Raw genomic sequence first — 24,654 nt, 5'->3', positions numbered from 1 at the left:
TAAAAACTATCAAACTATTTTTCAAGCACAAAGAGCTATTGTAAACTGTTAGATAATCTTTTACATATTGCCTTTGACAATAAATAGCATGCCATGGCGTAATTAATTGTCCCGTTGTATCGCCTTAAAGCCACAAAGTTCTTATACAAAATAAAGCACCTCTTACCATTCTTGAATTCAAAAACAGCTGTTCTATTTTTTAAGGATTTGCATTTTGAGATATTATCAGATATGTATTCTGCTATTTTTTTATGCGGCTTATAACCGTTTTTTAACAGATAGTTAGAAATAGAGGCAAGGGCATCGGAAAGCTCATTTAAGTTCAAGCCGTTTCCGTTAAAATCAACCGCATAGTTTAAAATACTTGTTGGCATAAATTGAGGTATACCTAAAGCAGCAGTCATTGACCCCTTAATCTTAAATGGATCTTTGTGATATTTGTATGTGTATGCTAAAAACCCCTCAAGTTCATGGGTAAAATATCTCTTTCTTTTTGAATAGATGCTAAGCGTATAAAGTGCATCTAAAGCTGGCGTTTTGGGTTTAACCCTTCCAAGGTCGGTTTCTATACTCAAAATAGCAAGTAAAACACACCTATCAACACCGTATCGATTATAAACCTTATCAAAAACTCCTTTGTGTCTTTTATAAAATTCTACTGCATCATTAATCCTCTGTTTGTTCAAAAATAGGGGCAAAAAGTTATAAAACTTAAACACCTTCTCTGGTGAGTTAGCAACACGCTCAACAAACTGTTTAACCTTATCCATTACCTTTGCCTTCTTTAACACCGATTTTGAATACTCAACAGGCACATTGTACTTTTTGAATGTTTCTTTAGCTATCTTATCTGCATCAAAACCCCATGCAGTTGATGCAAAAAGAAAAACACTAAAAATAAATAGCCACTTCATAACAGTTCTCCTTTATATTTGTTGAAAAAACCCATCCGTTTTTAAAAGCTATATATTCACAGATCTTCTTGCCGTATCCAGAGTTTGAGGCAACCCTGCCAATTTTGTTGCGCACAAAAAATTTAACTTTTTTATTTTTTAAAAGTTTAACCTCTATCTTGCCATCGGCATACTTAAATGCGTTGTTTAACACCTCCCAGATAACTATCTGAAGGTCATCTTTATTGACTTTTAATTTAGCTTCATCCAAAAAGTAATTAAACCTTTCCTCTCCCAAGTTTTTTATTATTTCTTCAACTATTTCGTTGAGTTTCACTGTTTCAATAGTCTCTGAATGATCGTATAACCTCTGAATCTTTTTCTGCATGGCTTTAAAGTCATTCTCCACCACCTCAAGGCTCTTCTTTATCTGTTTTATGCCTTCTTCATCATTAATTTCAAGGTTTACCCTGACTGAAGACAAAAAGTTTCCAATTTTATGTGACATCGTCTCAACGATCAATCTCATCATATCGTTTATCTGCTTTTGCTTTGTATTAAACCTCTTCAAAATCAAAAAAACAATTAAAACAACAGTCAATGTAAGTGATGTTTCCCACAAAAACAGATCAACAGCAAAGTTTCTAAAAAGCCTTTCAAAATAAGACATATTTACATAAATAAAAACACCGTTGTCTGACGCATACAGGACATATCCTTTTTTTGATATGGGATGGTCTTGAATAATCACATACTCAGGCAAATCTATTTTGCCGCCAAACCTTTCTATATTCGAGTAGGCTTTAAGCTCCCTTTTTAATGAAACAAAAAAGGTGTGCCTTGCAAAAACAAACACAACAATATTTATAGCAGAAAGCCATAAAACAAGAACAAATAAAACAGCAACAATCGGCCTGTAGGAGGCTATTTTTCTACTAAAAACAGATACCCCCTTCCCTTTAGCGTTTTTATAACATCTTTACCTAAAATATCCCTGAGTTTTTTAACATAAACTCTTATTGAATCTGAAGAGATATCACTATCAGGCCATACATTAACAAGAATTGTTTCGCTATCAACCACCTTTCCTGAATGATTAATAAAAAACTCGAGCAACTCCCATTCCTTTTTTGTTAGATAGACAGGTTTTCCTTCTTTTTTTAAAATTTTTGTTTTTAAATCGATTTCGATAGAGCCAAATTTTATAATGTTCCTTTTGTTTCTTTTTAAAACAGCCTCAATTCTTAATAGCAGTTCCTTTGGATTAAACGGCTTTGTTATGTAATCATCAGCACCCAGCCCAAAGCAGACCTCTTTATCTTCAATGCTGCCCTTTGCAGTTAGAATAATAACAGGTATATCCTGTTTTGCTTTGATCTGTCTTAATATATCCTCACCTCTGCTAAACTTTAAAATCAAATCCAGCACAACTATATCAAAACCACTATTTAAAAAAACAGCCATTACTTCTCTATCATCTTCAACAAGCTCGCAGCTGTGGCCGTTCTTTGTAAGATAGCGCCTTATTGCCTCACCTAAGTATAAATCATCCTCAATTAATAAAACCCTTGCCATACCTTTAACTTATTAAATAGCCAAAAAAAGGTCAACAAGATTGAAAAGACGGTTTTCTTTTGGTATATTTGGCTAACTAAAGATGCGGGAGGAAGTATGGTAGAGGTAGCAGTTGAGGATGTAAAACCTTCAAGAAAGAAACTTCAAATAAAGGTTGATGCTAAAAAGGTTAAAGAAAAAAAGGATGAAATCATCAACGAGCTAAAAAAAAGCGTTAGAATCAAGGGATTCAGAAAAGGTAAAGTGCCAAGAGAAATCATAGTTAGAAACTACAAAAAGGAGATTGAAGAGGATACGCAGAGAGAGCTTGTAGCCGAAGCCTTTGAATTTGCCATCCAGAAGGAAAAGATCGACACAGTTTCAGATCCTGTATTCTTAGACATAAAGATGGACGATAACGACGGCTTATCCTTTACAGCCATGGTTGATATAAAACCTGAATTTGAGCTAAAGGAATACAAAGGCATCGAAATTAAGGCAAAACCGATAGAGGTTAAGCAGGAAGATATAGACAAGGTAATAGATCAATTAAGAGAAGCCTTTGCTACATTGGAGGATAAAGAAGGAGCAATAGAAGAAGGCGATTTTGCATTGATTGAGCTTAAAACATTCACAAAAGATACAAAATACCCAATAAACGATTTTGCATCAGATAACCTTCCCGTTGAGGTGGGCAAAAAGCAGCTGATCGAGGAGATCGAAAAAGCCTTGATTGGCATGAAAGCAGGAGAGGAAAAAGAGGTTGAAGCATCGTTTGATAAAGAATATCCATTAAGAGCTTTGAAGGGCAAAGATGTAATCTTCAAAATAAAGGTCAAATCGGTTAAAAAACGCATTCTGCCTGAAGTAGATGATGAGCTTGCAAAAAAGATCAACAAGGAGTTTAACTCTGTAGATGACTTAATTGAGGATGTTAAAAAAAGATTAAAAGAAAACAAAGAAAAAGAAGAGGTAGAAAGGCAGAAGGATGAGCTTTTAGATAAACTGCTTGAGCAATACGATTTTGATCTGCCTGAAAGTTTGGTAAATAATGAAGCCAATCAAATGATTATGGAATATGTAAAGAACATGTATTACATGGGTGTGGATATTTCAACAGATGAGTTTAAACCCGCTGCTTTGAGGGAAAAATTTGAGCCTGAGGCAAGAAAAAGGGTTAAAGCAACATTTGTTCTTTTGAAAATAGCTGAAAAAGAGGGGCTTGATGTAAGTTCTGAGGAAATCAACGATGTCATCTCAAGGGATGCAAACGCCCAGAGAAAACCGTTTGATGAGGTTTACAAAGAGTATCAGGAAAAAGGCTTACTGCCTGTAATTCAGATGGAGATCTTAGGCGACAAAGCTTTGGATCTTGTTTATAAAAACGCAAAGATTATTGAGGCCAAAGAGGAAAAAGAACAAAACCCTCAAGAAGCAAAAGAAGAGGTTGAAAAAACATGAACTTAATACCAATTGTCATAGAAAAAACACCACAGGGAGAAAGGGCATACGACATCTATTCGCGCCTATTAAAGGATCGTATCGTTATGCTCAACGGTGAAATAAACGATGATACAAGCAGTATTATCGTAAGTCAGCTATTATTCTTAGAAAGCGAAGACCCGGATAAAGATATCTTTCTATATATCAACTCACCCGGCGGCAGTGTAACAGCCGGTCTTGCAATTTATGATACAATACAATATATAAAATGCGATGTGACAACGATATGTATAGGATCTGCAGCAAGCATGGGCGCATTACTGCTTGCAAGCGGCACAAAGGGCAAAAGATATTCACTCCCCCATGCCCGCATAATGATCCATCAGCCTATAGGAGGCATCACAGGTCAGGCAACAGAGATTGAAATACACGCAAAGGAGATTCTGCGTCTTAAAAAGATTCTCAATGAGATACTGGCAAAACACACAGGCAAAAGACTTAAAACCATTGAAAAAGATACAGAAAGGGATTATTTTATGGATGCCAATGAGGCATTAAAATACGGGATAATCGATAGAATTATCTATTCAAGAGAAGAAGAGGAGAAAACAGATGAAAACAATGGGTAGCTCCGATAGACCTCAGGGGCCTTTGAGATGCTCATTCTGTGGTAGAACGCAGGATGAGGTAAGAAAACTCATTGCAGGACCTGGCGTATACATCTGCGATGAGTGCGTGGCTTTGTGTGAGGATATATTGGCAGAGGATGAGGAGCTTTCAAAAACAAAGGATGATAAATTCAACATTCTAACACCGCAACAGATTAAAGAGAAATTGGATGAATACATTATTTCTCAGGATGATGCAAAAAAGATATTGTCTGTTGCTGCATATAACCACTACAAGCGAATCCATGCAAAGGGCATAAAGAAAAAGGATGATGTGGAGCTTGAAAAGAGTAATATCTTGCTTATTGGCCCCACAGGCACGGGCAAAACCCTTATTGCTAAAACTTTAGCCAAAATACTTGATGTGCCGTTTGCCATAGCAGATGCCACAAGCCTGACAGAGGCTGGCTATGTTGGTGAAGATGTAGAAAATATCCTTGTGAGGCTGCTGCAGGCAGCTGACTACAATGTAGCATTGGCTCAGAAAGGTATCGTTTACATAGATGAGATCGATAAAATTTCAAGAAAAAGCGAAAACCCTTCAATCACAAGGGATGTATCCGGTGAGGGAGTGCAACAGGCGTTATTAAAACTCATCGAGGGTAGCGTGGTTAATGTGCCACCCTATGGTGGAAGAAAACACCCACAGCAGGAATTTATTCAGGTTGACACAACAAATATACTGTTTATCTGCGGTGGTGCATTTGAAGGATTAGAAAACATCATTGCAAGAAGGATCAGCAAAAAGAGTATAGGTTTCACCAATCCTGTGGTAGTAGATAAGCAGGAGAAATACAATCTGCTCAAACAGGTAACACCAGAGGACTTAATGAAATACGGCTTAATACCCGAGCTTATAGGCAGGTTGCATGTGGTTGCAACGCTGCAGGAGCTTACAGAGGATGAGTTGGTAAGAATCCTCACAGAGCCCAAAAACGCCCTTGTTAAGCAATATACAAGAATGTTAAAGATGGATAATGTAAAGCTCACAATAACAGATGATGCCCTAAAAGCCATAGCAAGGAAGGCAATTTTAAGAAAAGTGGGAGCAAGGGGCTTAAGGAGCATCATGGAAGAGATTATGGTTGATGTCATGTATAAAGTGCCATCGATGAAAAATATAGAGGAGTGCATTATAAACAGAGAGGTTATTGAAGAAAACAAACCGCCCATTTTAGTTAAAAAGAGTAAAAAGAGCGCATAATGGAGCTAAAAGGAACAACAATCATCTGCTTAAGGAAAGACAATATAACAGCCATAGGTGGCGATGGTCAGGTAACTTTGGGTAATACGGTTGTTAAAGCAAAGGCCAAAAAGATTAGAAAACTCTACAACGATAGCGTAATCGTGGGTTTTGCAGGCTCAACAGCCGATGCCTTTACACTGTTTGAAAAATTGGAAGACAAACTCAACGAATATGGGGGAAACCTGACGCGTGCAGCAGTTGAGCTTGCCAAGGATTGGCGAACAGATAAGGTGCTAAGACGCCTTGAGGCGATGCTTATTGCTGCAGACAACTCAACAACATATCTGATCTCGGGCAACGGGGATGTGGTTTCCCCAGACAACGAGGTTGTTGCAATAGGTTCTGGTGGCAATTACGCACTTTCTGCTGCCTATGCCCTTCTTAAATTCTCAAACCTTTCAGCAGTAGAAATCGTCAAAGAATCACTCAAAATAGCCTCATCCATATGTATATACACAAACGACAACATAACAATAGAAACACTGGGGGATTAAATGGAAGAGCATCTCACACCCAAAAAGATAGTGGAACTTCTTGATAAATACATAGTTGGCCAAAAAGAAGCAAAGAAAGCTATAGCGATAGCCTTAAGAAGCAGATATAGAAGACAAAGGGTTGAAGGTGAAATAAAAGACGATATTACACCAAAAAACATTCTCATGATCGGACCAACGGGTGTGGGAAAAACAGAGATTGCAAGGAGAATTGCAAAAATAACAAACGCCCCTTTTGTTAAAGTAGAGGCAAGTAAATTCACCGAAGTGGGATATGTAGGACGGGATGTGGAATCTATCATCAGAGACCTTGCAAGAATCAGCTATGAAATCGTAAAAAACGAGGAACTCAAAAAGGTTGAAGATAAAGCTCAAAAAGAGGCAGTTGAGCGTGTTTTGGATATCCTTGTGCCACCCCTAAAGAAACGCTCAATCTACTCAACAGAGGAAGAGGAGCGCATATCAAAAACAAGAGAAAAATTCAAGGAAAAACTGCTAAACGGTGAACTTGATGAAAAAATCATAGAAATCACCATCAATCCGCAAAGACCTGAGCAGTTTGTGCCTTTTATAGAGGTTGCAGCAGCCCCTATCGATGAATTGGACTCATCACTAAAGGATATGATAGACAACATCCTTCCTTCAAAGAAAAAAACAAGAAAAGTCACGGTAAAAGAGGCCTTGAGGATTTTGAAGGATGAGGAAGCCCAGAAACTCATCGACAAAGACAAGGTAAAGGAAAAAGCCATAGAGAAAGCATCAAATGACGGCATCGTTTTTATCGATGAAATCGACAAAATCATCTCAAAAGGCAACACAACGGGCGCTGATGTATCAAGAGAGGGCGTCCAAAGAGACCTTTTGCCTATCGTTGAGGGCTCAAGTGTAAACACACGCTACGGTGTTATAAAAACAGACCATATACTCTTTATTGCAGCAGGTGCATTTCATCAGGCAAAACCATCCGACATGATACCCGAGCTGCAGGGCAGATTTCCCATCAGGGTTGAACTAAAGCCGCTAAAGAAAGAGGATTTTATACGCATCTTAACAGAACCCAAAAATGCACTGATAAAGCAGTATCAGGCTTTGCTTGAAACAGAAGGCATACAGTTAAAATTCAGCGACAGTGCAATAGAAAAACTTGCAGAACTTGCAGAAAAAATCAACAAAGAAACCGAAAATATAGGTGCAAGGAGGCTTCATACACTGCTTGAAAAACTCCTTGAGGATATATCGTTTGAAGCACCAGATCTACCTCAGAAAGAAATCACCATAGACGATAAATATGTCGAGATGAAACTCTCCGATATTGCTCAAAACAGGGATTTAAGCAGGTATATTTTATAAAAAGGCAAGTTTCCTTATAAAATCACAGAGTTTTGATATACCCTTTTTCTTTTTTGATGATGTTAAAAAGTAGTTATCATTAATATAGGGTTTTAGCTGCTTCAAAAGAGTAGATATATCACTCTGTCTTGCAAGGTCTGTTTTTGTCAGAATAACGCTATAGGGACGATTAAAATACTTAAGCCAGTCAAGAAACATCGCATCAGATTCCATAAGGCTGTGGCGGGCATCTATCAAAACAAATACATGCTTAAGCAGATTGGCCTGAATTAAGTAATCTTCTATTGTTTTCCTCCAGTTATTACGCATCGTCTTTGAGCGTCTGGCATAACCATAGCCGGGTAGGTCTATTAAAAAGAATTGCCTCTTTGTGTCATACACCCTTATTGCGTTTATCATGGTTGTTTTTCCGGGGTTTTTGCTTACATATGCTATTTTTCTATTTAAAATTGCGTTTATTAGAGACGATTTGCCCACATTGCTCCTGCCAGCAAAGGCAAACTGATTTAGAGGCAAAAGACGGGCAGCAGAATCAAAACTGCCCTCAAAGGTAGCTTTTTTAAATGCTAAACAGTGATCAGTTGAGTCTGATTGTCTGTTGTATTTAGAATCACCATTGTGCGTTTCTTTGTCAGACATCCACAAAGCTCCCCGGGATTTATGATACAACCCCTATCTGTTTTTCTTATGTCAACCTTATGCAGATGACCATACAACACATAGTCATACTGGGTTTTGAGCTTTTCAATGCCAAAAGGCTCATGCATTAAAATAAACTCCTTTCTGTCTATTTCAACCTCAAACGGTGGCTTATGCAGAACCCCTTCGCTTTTTTTATCTAAAAACAACACCTCTCCGTCGTTGTTGCCAAAAACACCCAAAAAATCACTTCTCAATTTTTTAAACCAATCAAAACAAAAAGGAGATACTATATCGCCAAGATGAATAGTCAAATCAACATTACTGTTGTTGAGTATCTCAACGGCCTTTGCTATGGCATCGATATTGTCGTGTGAATCCGAAATAATGCCTATTTTCATGCAACATCACCTATCGCTTTTGCAATTAAATCACCCATCTGCTGCGTGTTCACCTTTCTTTTGCCCTCACTGTAGATATCGGGGGTTCTATAACCCATTTTTAACACTAAATCAACGGCCTTTTCAATCGTTTCAGCCTCTTTGGTAAGCTTTAAGCCATACTTAAGCATCATGGCAGCAGATTCTATCTGGGCTATAGGGTTTGCTATACCCAATCCTGCAATATCTGGAGCTGAACCATGAATGGGTTCAAACATACCCACTCTGCCGCCTATTGAAGCACTGGGCAGCATTCCAATTGATCCTGTGAGCATACTTGCCTCATCCGATAGAATATCACCGAAGATGTTGCCCGTTACGATAACATCAAACTGTTTTGGATTCCTCACAAGCTGCATGGCAGCGTTATCCACAAGCATGTGATTGTATTCCACATCGGGATAATCTTTGGCCACCTCTTCCACTACATCGCGCCAGAACTGAGAAACATCAAGCACATTGGCTTTATCCACGCTTGTTAGTTTTTTTCCTCTTAAGCGAGCAAGCTCAAAAGCCAGTCTAACAATCCTTTCGATCTCCTCGTATGTATAAACCATCGTATTGAGAGCCTTTTTTGTGCCGTTTTCCTCAAAAATACCTTTTGGTTTTCCAAAATAGATACCGCCTGTTAGTTCCCTGACAACTAAAATATCTATGCCTCTTATAACATCGGGTTTTAAGGTGCTTGCATCGATCAACTCATCAAACACCTTGGCTGGTCTTAGATTGGCAAAAGCACCAAGGGCTTTTCTGATACCTAAAAGCCCAGCTTCTGGTTTTTTATCCTGCGGCAGATTATCCCATTTTGGCCCACCAACAGAACCAAAAAACAACGCATCGCATGATAGAATCTTATCAACCTCACTTTGTGGTAAGGGCTCTCCAAATCTATCTATGGCGCATCCACCTACATACACATACTCGTATTGAAACCTGTGGTTAAATTTTGATGCAATCTCATTCAGCACCTTTATCCCCTCTGCAACTATCTCAGGCCCAATGCCATCACCTTCCATTACGGCTATTTTAAACTCAGCCATCTCTCACCTCACAGATTTAAAAGTTTTTTAGCATATCCAAACAAACCACCGCTTTCTATCAGCTGAACCATAAACTCAGGAATCACGGAGGATTTGAAAATTTTATCGTTTTTTAGCAGTTTTATTGTGCCTTTTTGAGTATCAACCTCAATCTCATCACCGTATTCAACAAAATCCACAACATTTGATTCAAGTATCGGCAAGCCTATATTAAACGAATTTCTATAGAATATACGCGCAAAAGATTTAGCTACAACACAGGCAATACCGCTTGCTTTTATGGCAATCGGTGCATGCTCTCTGCTTGAGCCAGAGCCAAAATTCTCACCTGCTACAATAATATCACCCGCTTTCACATTCTTAACGAAATTTTCGTCTATATCCTCCATACAATGTTTTGCTAACTCCTCTGGATCTGATGTATTGAGGTATCGCGCAGGGATTATCACATCTGTGTCAACATTATCACCATATTTAAACACTTTACCTTTAAAAATCATTTAACCACCTCATCAGGATGAACGATTCTTCCTGCAACTGCACTTGCCGCAGCCACAGCAGGGCTTGATAGATAAACAAACGCCTTTTTAGAGCCCATTCTACCCACAAAGTTTCTGTTTGATGTAGAAATACACACCTCTCCATCTGCTAAAATGCCCATATACCCACCCAGACATGGACCGCATGTGGGCGTTGAGACAACAGCACCAGCCTCTAAAAATATGTCAAACAAACCCTCTTTTAGAGCCTGTTTATACACTTCAACCGTTGCTGGTATAATTATAAGTCTAACATATTTAGCCACCCTGTTGTTTTTCAAAACCCTTGCTGCCTCTCTTAAATCACTGATTCTGCCGTTGGTGCATGAGCCAATAAACGCCTGATCGATTTTTATATCCTCTTTAATATCATCAACGGCAATAGCATTTTCAGGTAGGTGGGGGAATGCAACCTGAGGGGCAACATCATCAACATCAATATCTATAATCTCATCATAATCGGCATCATCATCGCTTTTTATTATCTCATACTGATCAGGCAATACACCCTTTTCTTTCAAATATTCCACCGTTATATTATCCGGCTCTACAATGCCGTTTTTTGCACCGGCTTCAATTGCCATATTGCACATCGTAAGCCTATCTTCCATTGGAAGATTTCTAATCGCCTCCCCGATAAATTCAAGAGATTTATACAAAGCACCTGCCACGCCTATTTTGCCGATCGTATAGAGTATTAAATCCTTACCACCAACCCATCTCTTTCTTTTTCCTGAATAGTTAATCTTTATCGATGATGGCACTCTAAACCAGCTTTTTCCCGTAGCAAAGGCAAAACCCACATCCGTTGAGCCCATACCTGTTGCAAAAGCCCCTAAAGCCCCATGCGTGCAGGTGTGTGAGTCTGCACCAACAACAAGCATACCGGGCTTAATAAAACCCTGCTCGGGCAAAAGTGCATGCTCAATGCCCACCTCGCCCGTTTCCCAGTAGTGAGGCAGGTTTCTTTCTTTAACAAAATCCCTCATCAGCTTACACTGGTTGGCTGAGTTAATATCCTTGTTTGGCGTGAAATGATCAGGAATAAGCGCCACTTTATCTTTATCAAACAGATCAACACCCAACCTTTTTACAAAATCGATGGCAATTGGTGCTGTAATATCGTTTGCAAAAGCTAAGTCAACATCTGCAAGCACAATCTCCCCTGCTTTTACCTCCTTTTTATTGCTCTTTTTTGCAAGAATCTTTTGAGAAATCGTCATTCCCATAGCCTCACCCCTCATACATTAAATACAGAAACGCTATCCATTAACTCTTTTATGTGTTGATTCAATGCCTCGATATTATCTCTCAGTGATGAAACTGTACCTATCAACTGATTGGAAAACTCGCTGTTTACCTCTATTTTATCTATCATCTGATTTGCACTGTTTTCTATGGCCTTAATGGCTTCTGCTATATCACCTGTTGCCCTTTGACTTTTTTCTGCAAGATTTCTCACTTCATCTGCTACAACGGCAAAGCCTCGTCCAGCCTCACCAGCGCGGGCTGCCTCAATTGCGGCATTCAGAGCCAGTAGATTTGTTTGCTCTGCTATATCCCTAATTAGATTCACGATATTTTCTATGTTTGCTGTTGCCTTACCCAGCTGCTTTGCAAGCTGTGTAAGTTCTGATTGGGATTTTAAGAATATCTCGTTATTCCACTTTTCAACCTGCTCAACATTACCTTTAACATCACTGGCAATATTATCAGCCACTTCCGCTGAGGATTTAATACCGCCAACCACCGTCTGAAGACTCTCAATTATGGCATTTATTGGTGCCTCAAGTGCTTTGAGTTGATTATCCTCCTCTATATAAATCTTCTCAGCTATATCGCCCTCTGCTACTCTATTCAATATACTGCTGATATATTCAACATTTTCTCTTAAATACTCCTCTCTCTTTTTAACTTCTTCCCTTAAATCCCTCAATATCACATAAATATAAACGACACTGCCATCTTTCACAATCGGCATAGCGTTAACCATTACAGGTATAATCTCACCGTTTCTGTTTGCAATCTTGGCTTCTTCCACAACAACCCGCTGCTCATTGAGAGAGCGCATTACAATCTTACATACATAACACTCAGGCGGATTTTGAGGCCAGAGAATCTTTGCAGCTGAATCAACATTTAAAAGTTCATTTCTACTAAAACCTGTAATCTCCTCAAAAGCCTTATTAAAATAAAGAAATCTCCTCTGCGGACTCACTGCAAATATAATAAAAAAGTTCTCTCTAAAGAACCGCCAACTGTAAACATCCATATACAGAATCTCAAGGAGCTTTTCTATTTTTTCAATAAAATTACCCTGTTTAAGTATATTTTTATCCTCATTGGATAGCTCTTTTTCTTTATCCCTTAACACTTCATCTACAAATCTATCAACCACATTTGACTGCAAGGTAGTCTGCTCTTCCTTTTTTCTTCCCAGTAAAAACATACCCTACCTCACTACAAATATTTTTTCTTTCAACAAATTTTTATTGCTATCCAGAATCTCTAACTTCCATACGCCTTTCATCGATGGATATATGGTTTTGTAAGACCATGTTCTAAATCTTCTATAGGGTAAAACCTTTAGTTTTACATCGAAATGTCTTCCCTCAAAAACCCATCGATGAATAATAAAGGTGGGCTTTTTGATATGTGTAATTATGCTTAAACACCAGACTTTACCACCAACCTTAAACTCATCCGATGGATTTATAATCTGTCTGTTTTTTACACCGCTTCCACACACAATATTTTCAACATCTATAGCAAAGCTATTCAATCCATATAAAATAGCCAGCAGTAAAAATAGAACAGTAATAATTCTTTTCATCTTTCACCTCCTTTTTATGTTTTAACTTATAAAATTTGGAAAGGTTTGTCTATACTTTAATTATTGGGCTTTGAATATACCGCTTTTTCCACCTTCTTTGTAGATAAGCTTGATCTGCTTTATCTCTATTGCCCTATCAATCGCCTTACACATATCATAAATTGTTAATGCCGCAATAGATACGGCAGTCAATGCCTCCATTTCAACACCCGTTTTATGTGTAATCTTCACCTCTGAGAAGATTTTAATCGTATTATTTTCATCATCCATCTCAAAATTTATATCAACACCCTCAATATTTAACGGATGGCACATAGGTATAAGATAGGGAGTCTGTTTTGCACCCATAATACCACCTACTTGGGCAACAGCCAATACATCGCCCTTTTTAACTCTACCTTCTTTTACAGCTATATACGCCTTCTCTGAAAGTTTAACCTCTCCATATGCCCTTGCGATACGCAATGTTGGTTCTTTTTTGCTTACATCCACCATCTTTGCCCGCTTCTGCTCATTGAAATGACTGAAATCCACCTCAACCTCCCACACTTGACATGCTTGAATGAATCGGCTCTTTTAATAGTGCATGTTCCTTTGGTTTAATTTCTATAGCCTCAATTATAGCTTTCATAACGCCCTCTAAATCGCCCTTCCTCAAATAACTCTTTACATCGATTTTATCGCTATGTCCAAGGCAGGGTATGATATAACCATCGCTTGAGAGCCTAACTCTATTGCACTGGCTACAGAAATTCTTAGAAAGTGGCGTAATAAAACCTACAGATATATTTTCAACATCGAAATAAACAGCAGGTCCGTTTGAGCTTTTTTGAGATGGTTTAAGCAAAAAACGCTCTGCAATCATACGCTTCACATCGTTTATTGACACAAAATAGCTCTGCCAGTTTTTTACAGTATCTGTTGGCATAAACTCAATAAACCTTATATCAACACCCCTTGATATAGCAAACTCAACAAGCTCAATAACCTCATCGTCATTTATACCCTTCATAACAACGGTATTGATTTTTGAATTTTCAAAACCCGCATCAAACAAAGCATCAAACCCCTCAAACACATCATCAAGATTGCCCAATCTGCTGATAAGCCTGAATTTATCCTTCTTTAATGTATCAAGGCTAACAGTAATTCTGCTCAGTCCTGCTTTTTTTAGGTTTTTTGCGTAGTTTTTTAGCAAGCTACCGTTTGTTGTTAAAGAGATCTCCTTGATTCCTTTAATCTGACTCAACATCTCAACAAGTCTATCAAGTCCCCTTCTTACAAGAGGCTCACCGCCTGTTAACTTGATCTTTTCTATACCAAGTTTGGCTGCAACATCTACAAAATCCCTGATCTGTTCATATGTCAAAATCTCCTCCATAGGTTTCCATGCAATACCCTCTTTTGGCATGCAGTATATACATCTAAAGTTACATCTATCGGTCACAGAGATTCTTAAATAGTTGATCAATCTTCCAAATCTATCTATGAGTGCCATATCCTTAACATCTCCTTAAAATGTTCAAAATCATTTTTGAGCACTTCCCTTACACTTACAAAGCCCCTTGCCCCGATACCTTTAATTAGATGAATATTTTCAAGGGCAATGCCACCGATTAAATATGCAGGGTATTTGCTAATTTTAACCATCTCTTCTGCTGTTTTGATACCTATTGCAGGGTGTGGTTTATCCTTTGTGGTTGTCTCAAAAACAGGCCCAACCCCGATATAATCGCAACATTTTGCATTCTTAACATCCTCAACAGAATGGGTAGAATATCCGATAATAAAGCCTTCAGGCACAATCTTTCTAATTTCACAGGGCGGAATATCTTTATCGCCAACATGCACGCCATCTGCACCAACAATCAAAGCTATATCAACCCTATCGTCAACAATAAGCATAACACCATTTTTATGGGTAAGCTCTCTAATTATTTTAGCCTCCTTTAATAGTTCTCTATCTGTTTTATTCTTGCAGCGATATTGAATAATTTTCACTCCAAAATCTATAAGCTTTTTTGCCGATTCTATGCAACCAAATCTATAGTCAATTATGCCGTAGAATCCTTCTGGCAAATCCATTTTGCAGCCTCATAAAGATTTTCAAAAATCAATTCTGCTTTTGTTGAGTCTTTGTACTGCCTGCCATACCCGCTTAATACCAAAATAGGTGTAATGCCTGCATTTATACCAAGTTCAACATCGCTTTCCTTATCGCCAATTACAAAAGAATTTTCTTTATCTATATTGAAATGCTTAACAGCCTCATCGATCATACCTGTCTTTGGTTTTCTGCAGCTGCAGTTATCCTCAGGCTTATGGGGGCAGAAGTAGAATGCATCGATTTTATTGTTTAATAGAGTGTTGATATATTCATGCGTTTTTCTCACAAACGATTCTGTAAAATATCCCCTGCCAACTCCTGATTGATTGGAGACAACGATTACCTTATAACCGTTGTTTTTTAAAAGCTCAATCGCCTCATTCGTGCCTTTTATAAGTTTTACATCCTCAAGCCTGCTTAAATAATTTACATCCTCAATTATCGTTCCATCTCTGTCTAAAAACACAGCCTTTACTTCCATCTGTTGTGCATCCAGAAGTATTTGTATGGTTTGCATCTTATCCATGATTCAAATCTATTATAAAGTCTTTGCATAACATCATAGATTGCCTCATCCCTGGGCTTTGTTTTATCACAGACGATAGGCTCTTCAAACACCAATGTAAATCTACCATTTTCTTCTTCTAAATAAGCTGGCACAACTGCCACATTCAACCTGCATGCAAATACTCCAACGCTTTCACTTACTTTAGCTTTTCTATTAAAAAAATCAACTCTAAAGGAGCCATCGCCGCCTGCCTGATCGATCAAAATACCCAGCACGGCGTTGTTTTTTAAAAGTTTTATAAACTCAAAAGCACTTATTCGCGATGATAAAACCTTATTGCCACAGGATTCCCTGATGCGTTTTATCAGTTTTTCCACACTTTCTACATCGATGGGACGAGCCATCACATATATACCTTCACCAAGAAAAAAACTCAGGCATGCTAACATCTCCCAGTTTGAAAAATGAGCTGTTGCAACAATCACACCATTTCCTGAAGCTTTGGCTTTTTTAAAATACTCAAGCCCCCTCACTGCGGCATGCTTTTTAATATAATCCATATTACCAAGGTATTTAATGTTTGTTGCAAGCATATCGGCAAAATAAAAATAGCTCTTTAATGCCATGGCTTTATAGCTGCCGCCTATGGCAAGCTTTATATTCTTTTGCGTAATTTTTCGCCTTTTTTTAAGTGCCACATAAAACAAAACAGCAAAAAACCTCATAATTATCTTCAAAAGCCCAAAAGGCAAAATCTTCAAAAATCTATATACAACCTCAATCATTCAAAACCTCTTGATAAACCTCAATAAGCCTTTTTATTTTTGCCTGCGGTGTTAAATTATTCTGTGCAAACTCAAACGCCTTTTTGGTCATGCTGTTTATTTTTTCTTTATCCATTTTCAAAAAACTTTTCATAGCCTCTTTTAGTGACTCTGAAGTAGGATTTACCAAAATTCCCCTTCCTCCTCCAAGAAGCTCTTTGATGCCACCAACATTGTTGCCAATCACAGGCACACCCAAAAAAAACGCCTCAACTGCAACATTGGGAAAACTCTCAAGCAGTGATGGCACAATCAACACATCAAAACCATTCATAATCCTTGTTGCATCTACCCTAAAACCCAGAATCTTAACCCTATCTAAAACACCCATTGCAGCTGCCTTATCCCTTAGCTCTTCTGTATCCTTGCCAACAAAAACAAGCGTTGCTCTATCTTTAAGCACACCAAACGCCTCAAGTGCAATGTCATGGCCTTTAAATGATGAATAGTTACCCACAACACCAAACACAACACCTTCAAAACCAAACTCTTTTTTAACATCCTCTGCAGGATACTTCTCTAAACGCTTGTTATCCACACAGCTATAAACAACCCTTATCTTTTTTTCTGGCACAAAATATTTTCTTAACACCTCTTTTACAGCATAAGAGTTTGCGATAAACATATTCACACGCGGATTGTGGTATTTAAATAGATTGACAGTAGGAAACAGCACGCTGCGTTGAACAACCAACTTAACATCCTTAAAAAATGTTGCCCACAAGCCGATTTTATGACCCCTTGAGTGGTGTGTGTGTACAATATCAATCTTTCTTTTGCTTAAAAAATTACGAATTACAGCAGCAGATTTAAAAATCTCTTTTTCCTCTATAAAAATACACTCTATACCGTTATCCCTTAGCCTTTTGTGAACCGGTGAGTCTTTTTGACATGCAACAACAACTTCATGCCCTGCCTGTTTCAGATATATGGAGTTAATAATCGTTTGATTAACACCACCTGAGAAGTTCGTGGCGGGTTCAATATTAAGTATGACCATTCAGTCTTTTGTAATTTTCAATAAACTCTGCAATTCTTTCAACATCATTTATGTTAACAGTCCTGCAGGGTAGCGAAACCTTCTCATCCGTTGCAACAAGCACAATATTTCTTATTCCTTCATTAACAAGGTAATGCTTACTTATTGAGCTTCTGTGAACCTCTATCTTTTTTAAATCCTCAAGCCTGTATCCCTCAACAAACACAAAATCGCAATCATCAAACATGGTTATAATCTCCTTTAGCGGTTTTTCTTTTGTCCTATCCTCAATCAAAGCCAGCTTATCCTTTGAAGAAAGCACAACCCTTTTAGCACCTGCATGTTTCATCCTGTATGAATCCTTACCTGGATAATCTATCTCAAAATCATGCGCATCATGCTTTACTGCACCAACGCTATAACCCTTTTTTGAAAAGATCGTTATCAACTTTTCAATCAATGTTGTTTTTCCACTACCAGAATTACCTACAAAGCCAAAAACCTCGCAGCTCATTGTTTTAGCAACTCTACGATAAAGTTATAAACCCTCTCAAGTGAGGCTAAATTAAGTCTTTCTTTGGGTGTGTGAGCAAACTCTATATCAGGTCCAAGAGAAATCATATCTATGCCTTCAACCTTTGAGCCTATTATGCCGCATTCAAGTCCAGCATGAATTACCTTAACTACAGGTTTTTTTGAATACATCCTCTCATACAGCCTGCAGGCTTCATTTAAAAGTGGGGATTCTTCTTTTGGCGTCCATGATGGATAGCGACTGTGAGTATTAAACGATAAACCAAATCTATCGGCTACTTCTTTAATTCTGCCTGTTATCTCATCAAGGCCATCCTCAGATAAGCTTCTCTGGTTGGTGGAGATTATTATTTTATCGCTATCCATCTTTACCACAGCAAGGTTGTTTGATGTATGCACTATCTCATCGTTATACATTTTATAAACACCATGAGGTAGCCTATCTAAAACATCAATTAATTTTATAAAATCTTCTTTGTTTACAACATCGGTTTTCTGAGCCTTTTCAATATTGATACTCATTAAATCGATATCCTCAAAATCGGCATACTTCTCTTTTAATCTCTCAAGCAGCTCTTTTTTGTCTATCTCACCATCTATTGCAACAACAGCAGATGCCTCTGAAGGTATTGCATTTCTCATATTGCCACCACCAATATCTGCAAGCTCAGCCTTCTCAAACAACCAGTTAAGGATATCTGTTAAAACTTTTATGGCGTTAAGCCTCTTTTTTGCAATCTCCATACCTGAATGGCCGCCCTTTAGACCACCAATCTCAATTCTAACAAAATTATTCAACTCTGGTTGTTGTCTGTGAACAACAAACTCAATGTCGCTATCCTCCCCACCAGCACAGCCAACAACAAACTCCCCCTCTGTCTCTGAGTCGATATTTATCAGTTTATCTGCCTTAAAAAATCCCTTTTTTAAAGCCATTGCACCTTTTAGACCCACCTCCTCATCTGCTGTAAACAGAAGCTTCAAAGCTGGATGAGGGATTGTTTTATCCTCAGCGATGGCAAGAGCGATGGCTAAAGCCACACCATCATCTGCACCCAATGTCGTATCCTTTGCCTTAAGCCACCCATCCTCTTCATACACCTCAATAGGGTCTTTTTTAAAATCGTGATTGGAATCTTTTGTTTTTTCGCAAACCATATCCATATGTCCCTGAAGGGCTATTACGGGTTTGCTCTCATAACCATTTGATGCTGGTATATCGATAACAACATTGAAAGCATCATCCTTTTTGCAATTAAAGTGATGGGTGTTTGCCCACATACACAGCCATAAAGAAATAGCATCACAATTATACGAACATCTCGGAATACTGCTTATCTCCTTAAAAATCTCAACAACCCTATTAATCATACAAAAGCTCCTCTATCTCCTTTTTTCTTTTTTTACACTCATACATCAAATCCTCAACACCCTTGCCAGGAATATACTCAGCAAAAGCTACATAATAATCGATGAGTTTTTTAAAGCTTCCAAGCATCATCTCCTCTTTTGCAAGTCTATCTATCACATAATCCTTTATTCGCCTTTTTAGAAGGGTTGCATAAAGACCGTAGTCCACCTTACCCTTATAAACAAAATAAAACGCATCAGGCTCTGTTCTTGCTAAATACTCCACTTCTTTTATATTCTTCAAAATATCCGCCGTATAAAGGATAATCTTATCTCCTACCTCCATCGAATAGCTGTAGTTGATGTAGCTTAAGTTTTTTATATCTATGTAAAAAACGCAAAACCTCTCCTGCGCCTTTATCAGCTCATTAACAGCATCAACAAACTGCTTTCTTCTCAAAAGCCCTGTCATGTAGTCTGTTGTAAAAATCTGCATCCTGATATTTTCTACCGTAAGTGGCATAAACGCCCTTGCTTCCTCCATATCCTGTAGCTCTTTGTAGCCCTCTTTTAACACATCACTTGCCTTTTCAACAATATCTCTATCAAGTTGGCCTTTCATCTCCTCAAGCACTTCCAAAGCCCTCTGGGGTGATAGTTTTTTTCTGTATGGCCTTGTGGTGGTTATAGCATCAAACACATCAGCAATGGCAAGAATCCTTGCGCCAACTGGTATATCATGACACAAAAGCCCCTTTGGGTAGCCACTACCATCGCATCGCTCATGATGGTATCTAACAAAATATGCAATATCCTCAAACCGTTTGATGTTTTTGATAATCTTATATGAAAACTCAGCATGATACTTGATTATGTTGTATTCATTGGGCGTTAGCTTTCCCGGTTTAAGCAGAATATTGTCAGGGATTCCTATTTTTCCCACATCATGTAATAAACCGGATAGATATATCTTTTCCTGCTGTTTTGCATCCAGCCCTAAAGCCTGCGCAATCTTTTTGGCATAATAAGCAACACGCTTTGAATGCCCCTTTGTATAACTATCTCTTGCCTCCATCATCAAAACAAACGACTCAAGAAAGCTCTCCTCCACATCTATCAGCTCATTGCTCAAAATAGAGAGATTCTTTGCAGCAATAAGCATAAATGCAAGATGTGTGGCACTATTTTGAAGGGCAAGTTTATAATCTTTATCGATATCAATCTTTTTATCAAATCCAAACCCCATAGCCACAACAATCTCACCCTCATGGGTAACCGGTACAAACAACCCTTCCTTTATGTCAAGCTTCTGAGCCATTTCTGATATATTGATAGAAAATTTATCAAGCTCACTATACAAAACAACATCCCTTATCTGTTTTTCCCAGATCTGATAGAGTATCCAATCCTTGGGCGGCGATGATTTTGAAAAATATACATAATAGGTTTCCTCACCATCTGTTTTTCCGACAGCTACAAATATCTCCTCCCTGGGAAATATAAAACCCACAGCCTGTGAGTTTGTGATCTTCAAAATATTTTTAAGATAGTCAACAATCCATTTTTTCAGCTCATCTTCATTAAAAAAGTCTGGCAGTTTCTGCGAGTAGAAAAATTCAAACTCATGGATCATCAAATCAAGAAGCGTCTGTCTGGATGAGAGTTTTTTTAGGTTATACAGCACAAACGAAAGAATAGAGGCGATAGATTCAAGCTTAAGCAATACACCTTTTGAAAACCGTCTTTTTTTAAAAGAAGTAATCTGCAGCACGCCAAAGATATCACCATCGTAAAACACGGGTACAGCAACAAGGCTTTCAATCCCCTTTTCTATCCAGAACTTGCTAGCATATTTTGAAGTTTTGTAATCAACCAGAATAACCGGCTGCCTGGTTTTCATTACATATTCTGAAACTTTTGCCTCGCAGTTGTCTACTTTACAGCTGATATTCCCATTTGAAGTGCTACAGATAAACTCCTCATCCTCAAAATGGCCAAAAAAAGCCACATCTACACCAAAAAACTCCTCTATCTTTTTTAAAATATACGGCCACCCCTTTTGCTGAAAAGCACCCGCATGTATGTCTTTTATCAGCTCAAACAGTTTATCGGTTTTCATCTACTTTCAAAAAACGCCTTATAAGCCCTGTATGTCTCATACAGATCAGTTTTTGAGGCTATCTCATAAGGTGAATGCATAGAAATCAAAGCTGGACCACAATCAATCACATCCATATTCCATGCGGCAAGGTATTTTGCTATCGTGCCGCCGCCACCTTCATCCACTTTTCCCAATTCACCAATCTGCCAGTTAACACCCGCATCATTGAAGATCTTTCTAATTTTGCCAACAAACTCTGCATGTGCATCGTTTGCCATATATTTTCCGCCATGGCCTGTAAATTTTGTTAAAACAACCCCGTGATTTATGTAGCTTGCATTATCCTTTTCATGCACCTCTTTAAACATCGGGTTAACAGCGCCGTTTACATCGGCACTCAACACCTCCGATTTCTTTAAAAACTCACCAATATTTTCAAATGACGGCTCAATACCCTTTCTCTTTAAAATTTCAACCACTACATCAAGCAAAAATCGCGACTTTGCAGCCGTGTTGCCGTCAGAGCCTATCTCCTCTTTGTCAATCATCAATGCAACAGCTGTTTTTGAGTTTTCTTTAGCATCAAAAAACGCCTCTAAAGAGCAAAACGCACAAATCCTATCATCATGCCCATATGCAGCAATAAGACTTCTATCAAAACCTACATCCTTAGCTTTAAACGCCGGCACAAGCGTAAGCTCAGCCGATATAAAATCCTCCTCAATAATGCCATACTTTTCATTGAGAATCTTAAGCACATTGAGTTTGACGGTCTCTTTTTCTTCTTCATCGATAGGGATTGAGCCCACTATCAATTTCATCTTTTCTGCCTCAAAAGCCTCTTTCACCTTCTTATCATCAACAAGCTTATGCGAAAGATGGGGCAAAAGATCAGGCAGAACAAATACGGGATCGCTTTCCTCCTCACCTATTACAACCTCGATTATCTCACCATTACTTTTAACAATTACACCGTGGATAGCAAGCGGTATATTAAACCACTGATACTTCTTTATTCCACCGTAGTAATGCGTATGAAACAGGGCAAGCTCGGTATCTTCAAATAGGGGGTTCTGCTTTAGGTCAATCCTTGGCGTATCGATATGACTTGCAACAAGCTTCATCCCGTCATCATTGCCTATTCTAATAAGGGCTATCGATTTTCCTCTATTTACAACAAAAAAATCACCATCCCTTTTCTTTTTTTCAAAAACCTCTTTAATGAATTTAACTGTCTCCCTTTCTGTTTTACATCTTCCTATAAAATCCTTGTAGTTTTCAGCAAAATCAAAAACCTGCTTTTTATAATCCTCCCCTTTAAGCCATCCGTTTTTATTTTTATATGTCAGTTTTTCTTTCAACTCTTCTAACTTAGCCATTTCTTGCCTCCTCTATCTCATCGTATAGTTTTTTTAATGTCTTTTTAATCTCTGCTATAGTATCCTGCTTTTTCACTACCCAGCGCTTTTTATCCCTTCTTAAAGACAGCTCAACATTGCCACCATCAAACGATTTTTTGCCCACAATAACCCTTAAGGGTATGCCGATTAAGTCCATATCGTTGAGCTTTACACCTGCCCGCTCATCCCTATCATCATAAAGCACCTCTATACCCGCCTTTTCAAGCTCTTCATGCAGACTATCGCAAAACTCAACAAGCTCTTTATTTCTTGTATCAAGGCTAACAATCTCCACTTCATAGGGGGCTATAGTGATAGGCCAGATTATACCATCCTCATCGTGGGATTGTTCAATAGCTGCCTGGGCTGTTCTGCCGATACCTATGCCGTAGCAACCCATAAAATAAGGCACGCTTTTACCGTTTTCATCTAAAAAGGTTGCATTCATGGCTTTTGAATACTTCTGCCCCAACTTAAAAATATGTCCTACCTCAATACCTCTAACCTTTTTTAGATGCCCTTTTTTGCATCGCGGGCAGATCTCATGCTCTTTAACAACCCTTAAATCCGCCACTTCACAGTCAAAATCCCTGCCAAATTTTGCACCAATATAATGGTAATTTTCTTTATTTGCCCCTACAACAAGCGTATTTCTCTTTGTGATTCTTCTATCGCAGATTATCTTCATGCTCTTATTTGGAAAATTAACAGGTCCTATATAACCCTTTTCTAACCCTAACTCTTTGAGTTTTTCATCATCGACCATATTTAACTCTATGCTATCAGTGGCTCGCATCGCCTTAACCATATTCAACTCGTCATCTCCTTCAACAAAGAAGCAAAACACCTCGCCCTTTTCATTCTCATAAACAAGAGCCTTGGCAGAAAACTCAGGGTTTGCGTTTAAAAATTCACAAACATCCTTGATTGTTTGCTTATTTGGCGTTGGAATTAACTTTAGCTCTTGCTCCTGACCACTTTCATCATTTACAATACTATCTGCCCTTTCAACATTTGAGGCATAATTGCAACTGTCGCAGATAACTATTTCATCCTCACCTGTTTTGCTTAAAACCATAAACTCCTCTGAATCCTTTCCACCGATAGAGCCAGTATCAGCCTCAACACTTCTAAAATTCAAACCGCAGCGGGCAAAGATATTGTTGTAGGCTTTTCTCATCTTCTCATAGCTAATATCCATACCAGCTTCATCCTTATCAAAACTGTAAGCATCTTTCATTATAAATTCCCTGCCCCTCATCAAGCCAAACCGCGGTCTTAACTCATCCCTGAATTTTGTCTGGATCTGATAAAGGTTAACGGGTAAATTCTTATAACTCTTTGCAAAACGCCTTACGATATCTGTAACAACCTCCTCATGCGTGGGACCAAAAACAAAATCCCTATCCCCTCTATCCTTTATACGCAGAAGCTCTTTGCCGTAATCGTTCCATCTGCCGGATTCCTTCCACAGCTCGGCAGGCTGAATGGCAGCCATTAAAATCTCAATAGCACCTGCCTTATTCATCTCATCTCTAACGATATCTGATACCTTCTTAAGCACCCTTAAACCAAGGGGCAGATAGTTGTAAATACCACTTGCAAGCTTTACAATAAAACCACCCCTTAAAAGCAGGTTATGGCTGACAATAGCAGCTTCCTTTTGATCTTCTTTTAATGTATAGATAAAACTTTTAGAGTATCGCATCAGA

Annotated in this window: 26 protein-coding genes and 1 pseudogene; 5 read left to right on the top strand and 22 right to left on the bottom strand. The window is 38.3% G+C overall.

Going from position 1 to position 24,654, the window contains the following annotated elements; all coding sequences use genetic code 11:
* Positions 1 to 35 precede the first annotated feature (35 nt).
* The 3 genes from EK17_RS06620 to EK17_RS06610 form a co-directional block, all read right to left on the bottom strand.
* The gene (locus EK17_RS06620) at positions 36 to 914 is read right to left on the bottom strand and encodes a lytic murein transglycosylase (RefSeq protein WP_035588885.1); all 879 of its coding nucleotides are present in this window, start codon (positions 912 to 914) and stop codon (positions 36 to 38) included.
* Positions 892 to 1,749, bottom strand: coding sequence for a sensor histidine kinase (locus EK17_RS06615; protein ID WP_035588883.1), 858 nt, complete (start codon positions 1,747 to 1,749; stop codon positions 892 to 894). The genes EK17_RS06620 and EK17_RS06615 overlap by 23 nt, the downstream gene beginning before the upstream one ends.
* Before the next feature lie 68 nt (positions 1,750 to 1,817).
* Complete coding sequence (locus EK17_RS06610; RefSeq protein WP_035588880.1) at positions 1,818 to 2,468, bottom strand: response regulator transcription factor; 651 nt, start codon at positions 2,466 to 2,468, stop codon at positions 1,818 to 1,820.
* Positions 2,469 to 2,564: 96 nt separating this feature from the next.
* Here EK17_RS06610 and tig point away from each other — a divergent pair, with 96 nt between their 5' ends.
* From tig to hslU, 5 genes are read left to right on the top strand one after another with little or no spacing between them, the layout of a single operon-like run.
* Positions 2,565 to 3,908, top strand: coding sequence for a trigger factor (tig, locus tag EK17_RS06605; protein WP_035588877.1), 1,344 nt, complete (start codon positions 2,565 to 2,567; stop codon positions 3,906 to 3,908).
* Entirely contained in the window at positions 3,905 to 4,519 is a 615-nt protein-coding gene (gene clpP, locus EK17_RS06600; RefSeq protein WP_035588874.1) for an ATP-dependent Clp endopeptidase proteolytic subunit ClpP, read from the top strand. Before tig ends, clpP begins: the two co-directional genes overlap by 4 nt.
* Positions 4,512 to 5,762, top strand: a complete 1,251-nt coding sequence (clpX, locus tag EK17_RS06595) for an ATP-dependent Clp protease ATP-binding subunit ClpX (protein WP_035589077.1) — start codon at positions 4,512 to 4,514, stop codon at positions 5,760 to 5,762. Before clpP ends, clpX begins: the two co-directional genes overlap by 8 nt.
* The gene (hslV, locus tag EK17_RS06590) at positions 5,762 to 6,298 is read left to right on the top strand and encodes an ATP-dependent protease subunit HslV (protein WP_035588871.1); all 537 of its coding nucleotides are present in this window, start codon (positions 5,762 to 5,764) and stop codon (positions 6,296 to 6,298) included. The genes clpX and hslV overlap by 1 nt, the downstream gene beginning before the upstream one ends.
* Positions 6,299 to 7,648: an ATP-dependent protease ATPase subunit HslU gene (hslU, locus tag EK17_RS06585; protein ID WP_035588869.1), complete on the top strand. Its 1,350-nt coding sequence runs from the start codon at positions 6,299 to 6,301 to the stop codon at positions 7,646 to 7,648.
* Here the strand turns inward: hslU and yihA are convergent.
* The 19 genes and pseudogenes from yihA to EK17_RS06495 all read right to left on the bottom strand — a co-directional run bounded on the left by yihA (position 7,643) and on the right by EK17_RS06495 (position 24,650).
* Positions 7,643 to 8,287 carry a ribosome biogenesis GTP-binding protein YihA/YsxC gene (gene yihA / locus EK17_RS06580; RefSeq protein ID WP_051904488.1) on the bottom strand — a complete coding sequence of 215 codons (645 nt, stop codon included), beginning with the start codon at positions 8,285 to 8,287 and terminating at the stop codon, positions 7,643 to 7,645. The two genes, hslU and yihA, sit on opposite strands and share 6 nt — an antisense overlap.
* A complete protein-coding gene (locus EK17_RS06575; protein ID WP_035588866.1) occupies positions 8,215 to 8,688 on the bottom strand; it encodes a metallophosphoesterase in 474 nt (157 codons plus the stop codon). The genes yihA and EK17_RS06575 overlap by 73 nt, the downstream gene beginning before the upstream one ends.
* Positions 8,685 to 9,767, bottom strand: coding sequence for a 3-isopropylmalate dehydrogenase (gene leuB, locus EK17_RS06570; RefSeq protein WP_035588865.1), 1,083 nt, complete (start codon positions 9,765 to 9,767; stop codon positions 8,685 to 8,687). The genes EK17_RS06575 and leuB overlap by 4 nt, the downstream gene beginning before the upstream one ends.
* An 8-nt stretch (positions 9,768 to 9,775) precedes the next feature.
* A complete protein-coding gene (leuD, locus tag EK17_RS06565) occupies positions 9,776 to 10,267 on the bottom strand; it encodes a 3-isopropylmalate dehydratase small subunit (RefSeq protein ID WP_035588863.1) in 492 nt (163 codons plus the stop codon).
* Positions 10,264 to 11,535, bottom strand: coding sequence for a 3-isopropylmalate dehydratase large subunit (leuC, locus tag EK17_RS06560; RefSeq protein ID WP_035589072.1), 1,272 nt, complete (start codon positions 11,533 to 11,535; stop codon positions 10,264 to 10,266). Before leuC ends, leuD begins: the two co-directional genes overlap by 4 nt.
* A gap of 11 nt (positions 11,536 to 11,546) precedes the next feature.
* Entirely contained in the window at positions 11,547 to 12,242 is a 696-nt protein-coding gene (locus EK17_RS09585; RefSeq protein ID WP_408606051.1) for a methyl-accepting chemotaxis protein, read from the bottom strand.
* Positions 12,216 to 12,578, bottom strand: a pseudogene (locus tag EK17_RS09580) (PAS domain S-box protein); the annotation flags it as partial. The pseudogene EK17_RS09580 and the gene EK17_RS09585, both read right to left, overlap by 27 nt.
* A gap of 180 nt (positions 12,579 to 12,758) precedes the next feature.
* Positions 12,759 to 13,139: a DUF2914 domain-containing protein gene (locus EK17_RS06550; protein ID WP_035588859.1), complete on the bottom strand. Its 381-nt coding sequence runs from the start codon at positions 13,137 to 13,139 to the stop codon at positions 12,759 to 12,761.
* A 60-nt stretch (positions 13,140 to 13,199) separates the two neighbouring features.
* Positions 13,200 to 13,673, bottom strand: coding sequence for a cyclic pyranopterin monophosphate synthase MoaC (moaC, locus tag EK17_RS06545; protein ID WP_035588857.1), 474 nt, complete (start codon positions 13,671 to 13,673; stop codon positions 13,200 to 13,202).
* Between the two features lies 1 nt (position 13,674).
* Positions 13,675 to 14,637: a GTP 3',8-cyclase MoaA gene (gene moaA / locus EK17_RS06540; RefSeq protein WP_035588855.1), complete on the bottom strand. Its 963-nt coding sequence runs from the start codon at positions 14,635 to 14,637 to the stop codon at positions 13,675 to 13,677.
* Positions 14,625 to 15,224, bottom strand: a complete 600-nt coding sequence (gene thiE, locus EK17_RS06535; RefSeq protein ID WP_051904487.1) for a thiamine phosphate synthase — start codon at positions 15,222 to 15,224, stop codon at positions 14,625 to 14,627. The genes moaA and thiE overlap by 13 nt, the downstream gene beginning before the upstream one ends.
* Positions 15,194 to 15,727: a D-glycero-alpha-D-manno-heptose-1,7-bisphosphate 7-phosphatase gene (locus EK17_RS06530; protein ID WP_035588853.1), complete on the bottom strand. Its 534-nt coding sequence runs from the start codon at positions 15,725 to 15,727 to the stop codon at positions 15,194 to 15,196. Before EK17_RS06530 ends, thiE begins: the two co-directional genes overlap by 31 nt.
* On the bottom strand, positions 15,718 to 16,539 hold the full coding sequence (locus EK17_RS06525) for a lysophospholipid acyltransferase family protein (protein WP_035588852.1): 822 nt from the start codon (positions 16,537 to 16,539) through the stop codon (positions 15,718 to 15,720). Before EK17_RS06525 ends, EK17_RS06530 begins: the two co-directional genes overlap by 10 nt.
* Positions 16,532 to 17,578, bottom strand: a complete 1,047-nt coding sequence (locus EK17_RS06520; protein WP_035588851.1) for a glycosyltransferase family 4 protein — start codon at positions 17,576 to 17,578, stop codon at positions 16,532 to 16,534. Before EK17_RS06520 ends, EK17_RS06525 begins: the two co-directional genes overlap by 8 nt.
* On the bottom strand, positions 17,565 to 18,071 hold the full coding sequence (gene mobB, locus EK17_RS06515; protein ID WP_035588849.1) for a molybdopterin-guanine dinucleotide biosynthesis protein B: 507 nt from the start codon (positions 18,069 to 18,071) through the stop codon (positions 17,565 to 17,567). The genes EK17_RS06520 and mobB overlap by 14 nt, the downstream gene beginning before the upstream one ends.
* Positions 18,068 to 19,462, bottom strand: coding sequence for a beta-Ala-His dipeptidase (pepD, locus tag EK17_RS06510; protein WP_035588847.1), 1,395 nt, complete (start codon positions 19,460 to 19,462; stop codon positions 18,068 to 18,070). The genes mobB and pepD overlap by 4 nt, the downstream gene beginning before the upstream one ends.
* Entirely contained in the window at positions 19,455 to 21,560 is a 2,106-nt protein-coding gene (locus tag EK17_RS09080) for an HD domain-containing phosphohydrolase (protein ID WP_051904486.1), read from the bottom strand. The genes pepD and EK17_RS09080 overlap by 8 nt, the downstream gene beginning before the upstream one ends.
* Positions 21,557 to 22,921 carry an aminopeptidase gene (locus tag EK17_RS06500; protein WP_035588845.1) on the bottom strand — a complete coding sequence of 455 codons (1,365 nt, stop codon included), beginning with the start codon at positions 22,919 to 22,921 and terminating at the stop codon, positions 21,557 to 21,559. The genes EK17_RS09080 and EK17_RS06500 overlap by 4 nt, the downstream gene beginning before the upstream one ends.
* Positions 22,914 to 24,650, bottom strand: coding sequence for a proline--tRNA ligase (locus EK17_RS06495; RefSeq protein ID WP_035588843.1), 1,737 nt, complete (start codon positions 24,648 to 24,650; stop codon positions 22,914 to 22,916). Before EK17_RS06495 ends, EK17_RS06500 begins: the two co-directional genes overlap by 8 nt.
* Between the last annotated feature and the right edge of the window lie 4 nt (positions 24,651 to 24,654).

Origin of the sequence: Hippea jasoniae, assembly GCF_000744435.1 — a bacterium.
Taxonomy (GTDB): Bacteria; Campylobacterota_A; Desulfurellia; order Desulfurellales; family Hippeaceae; genus Hippea; species Hippea jasoniae.
This window is presented reverse-complemented; position numbering and strand designations above follow the sequence as displayed.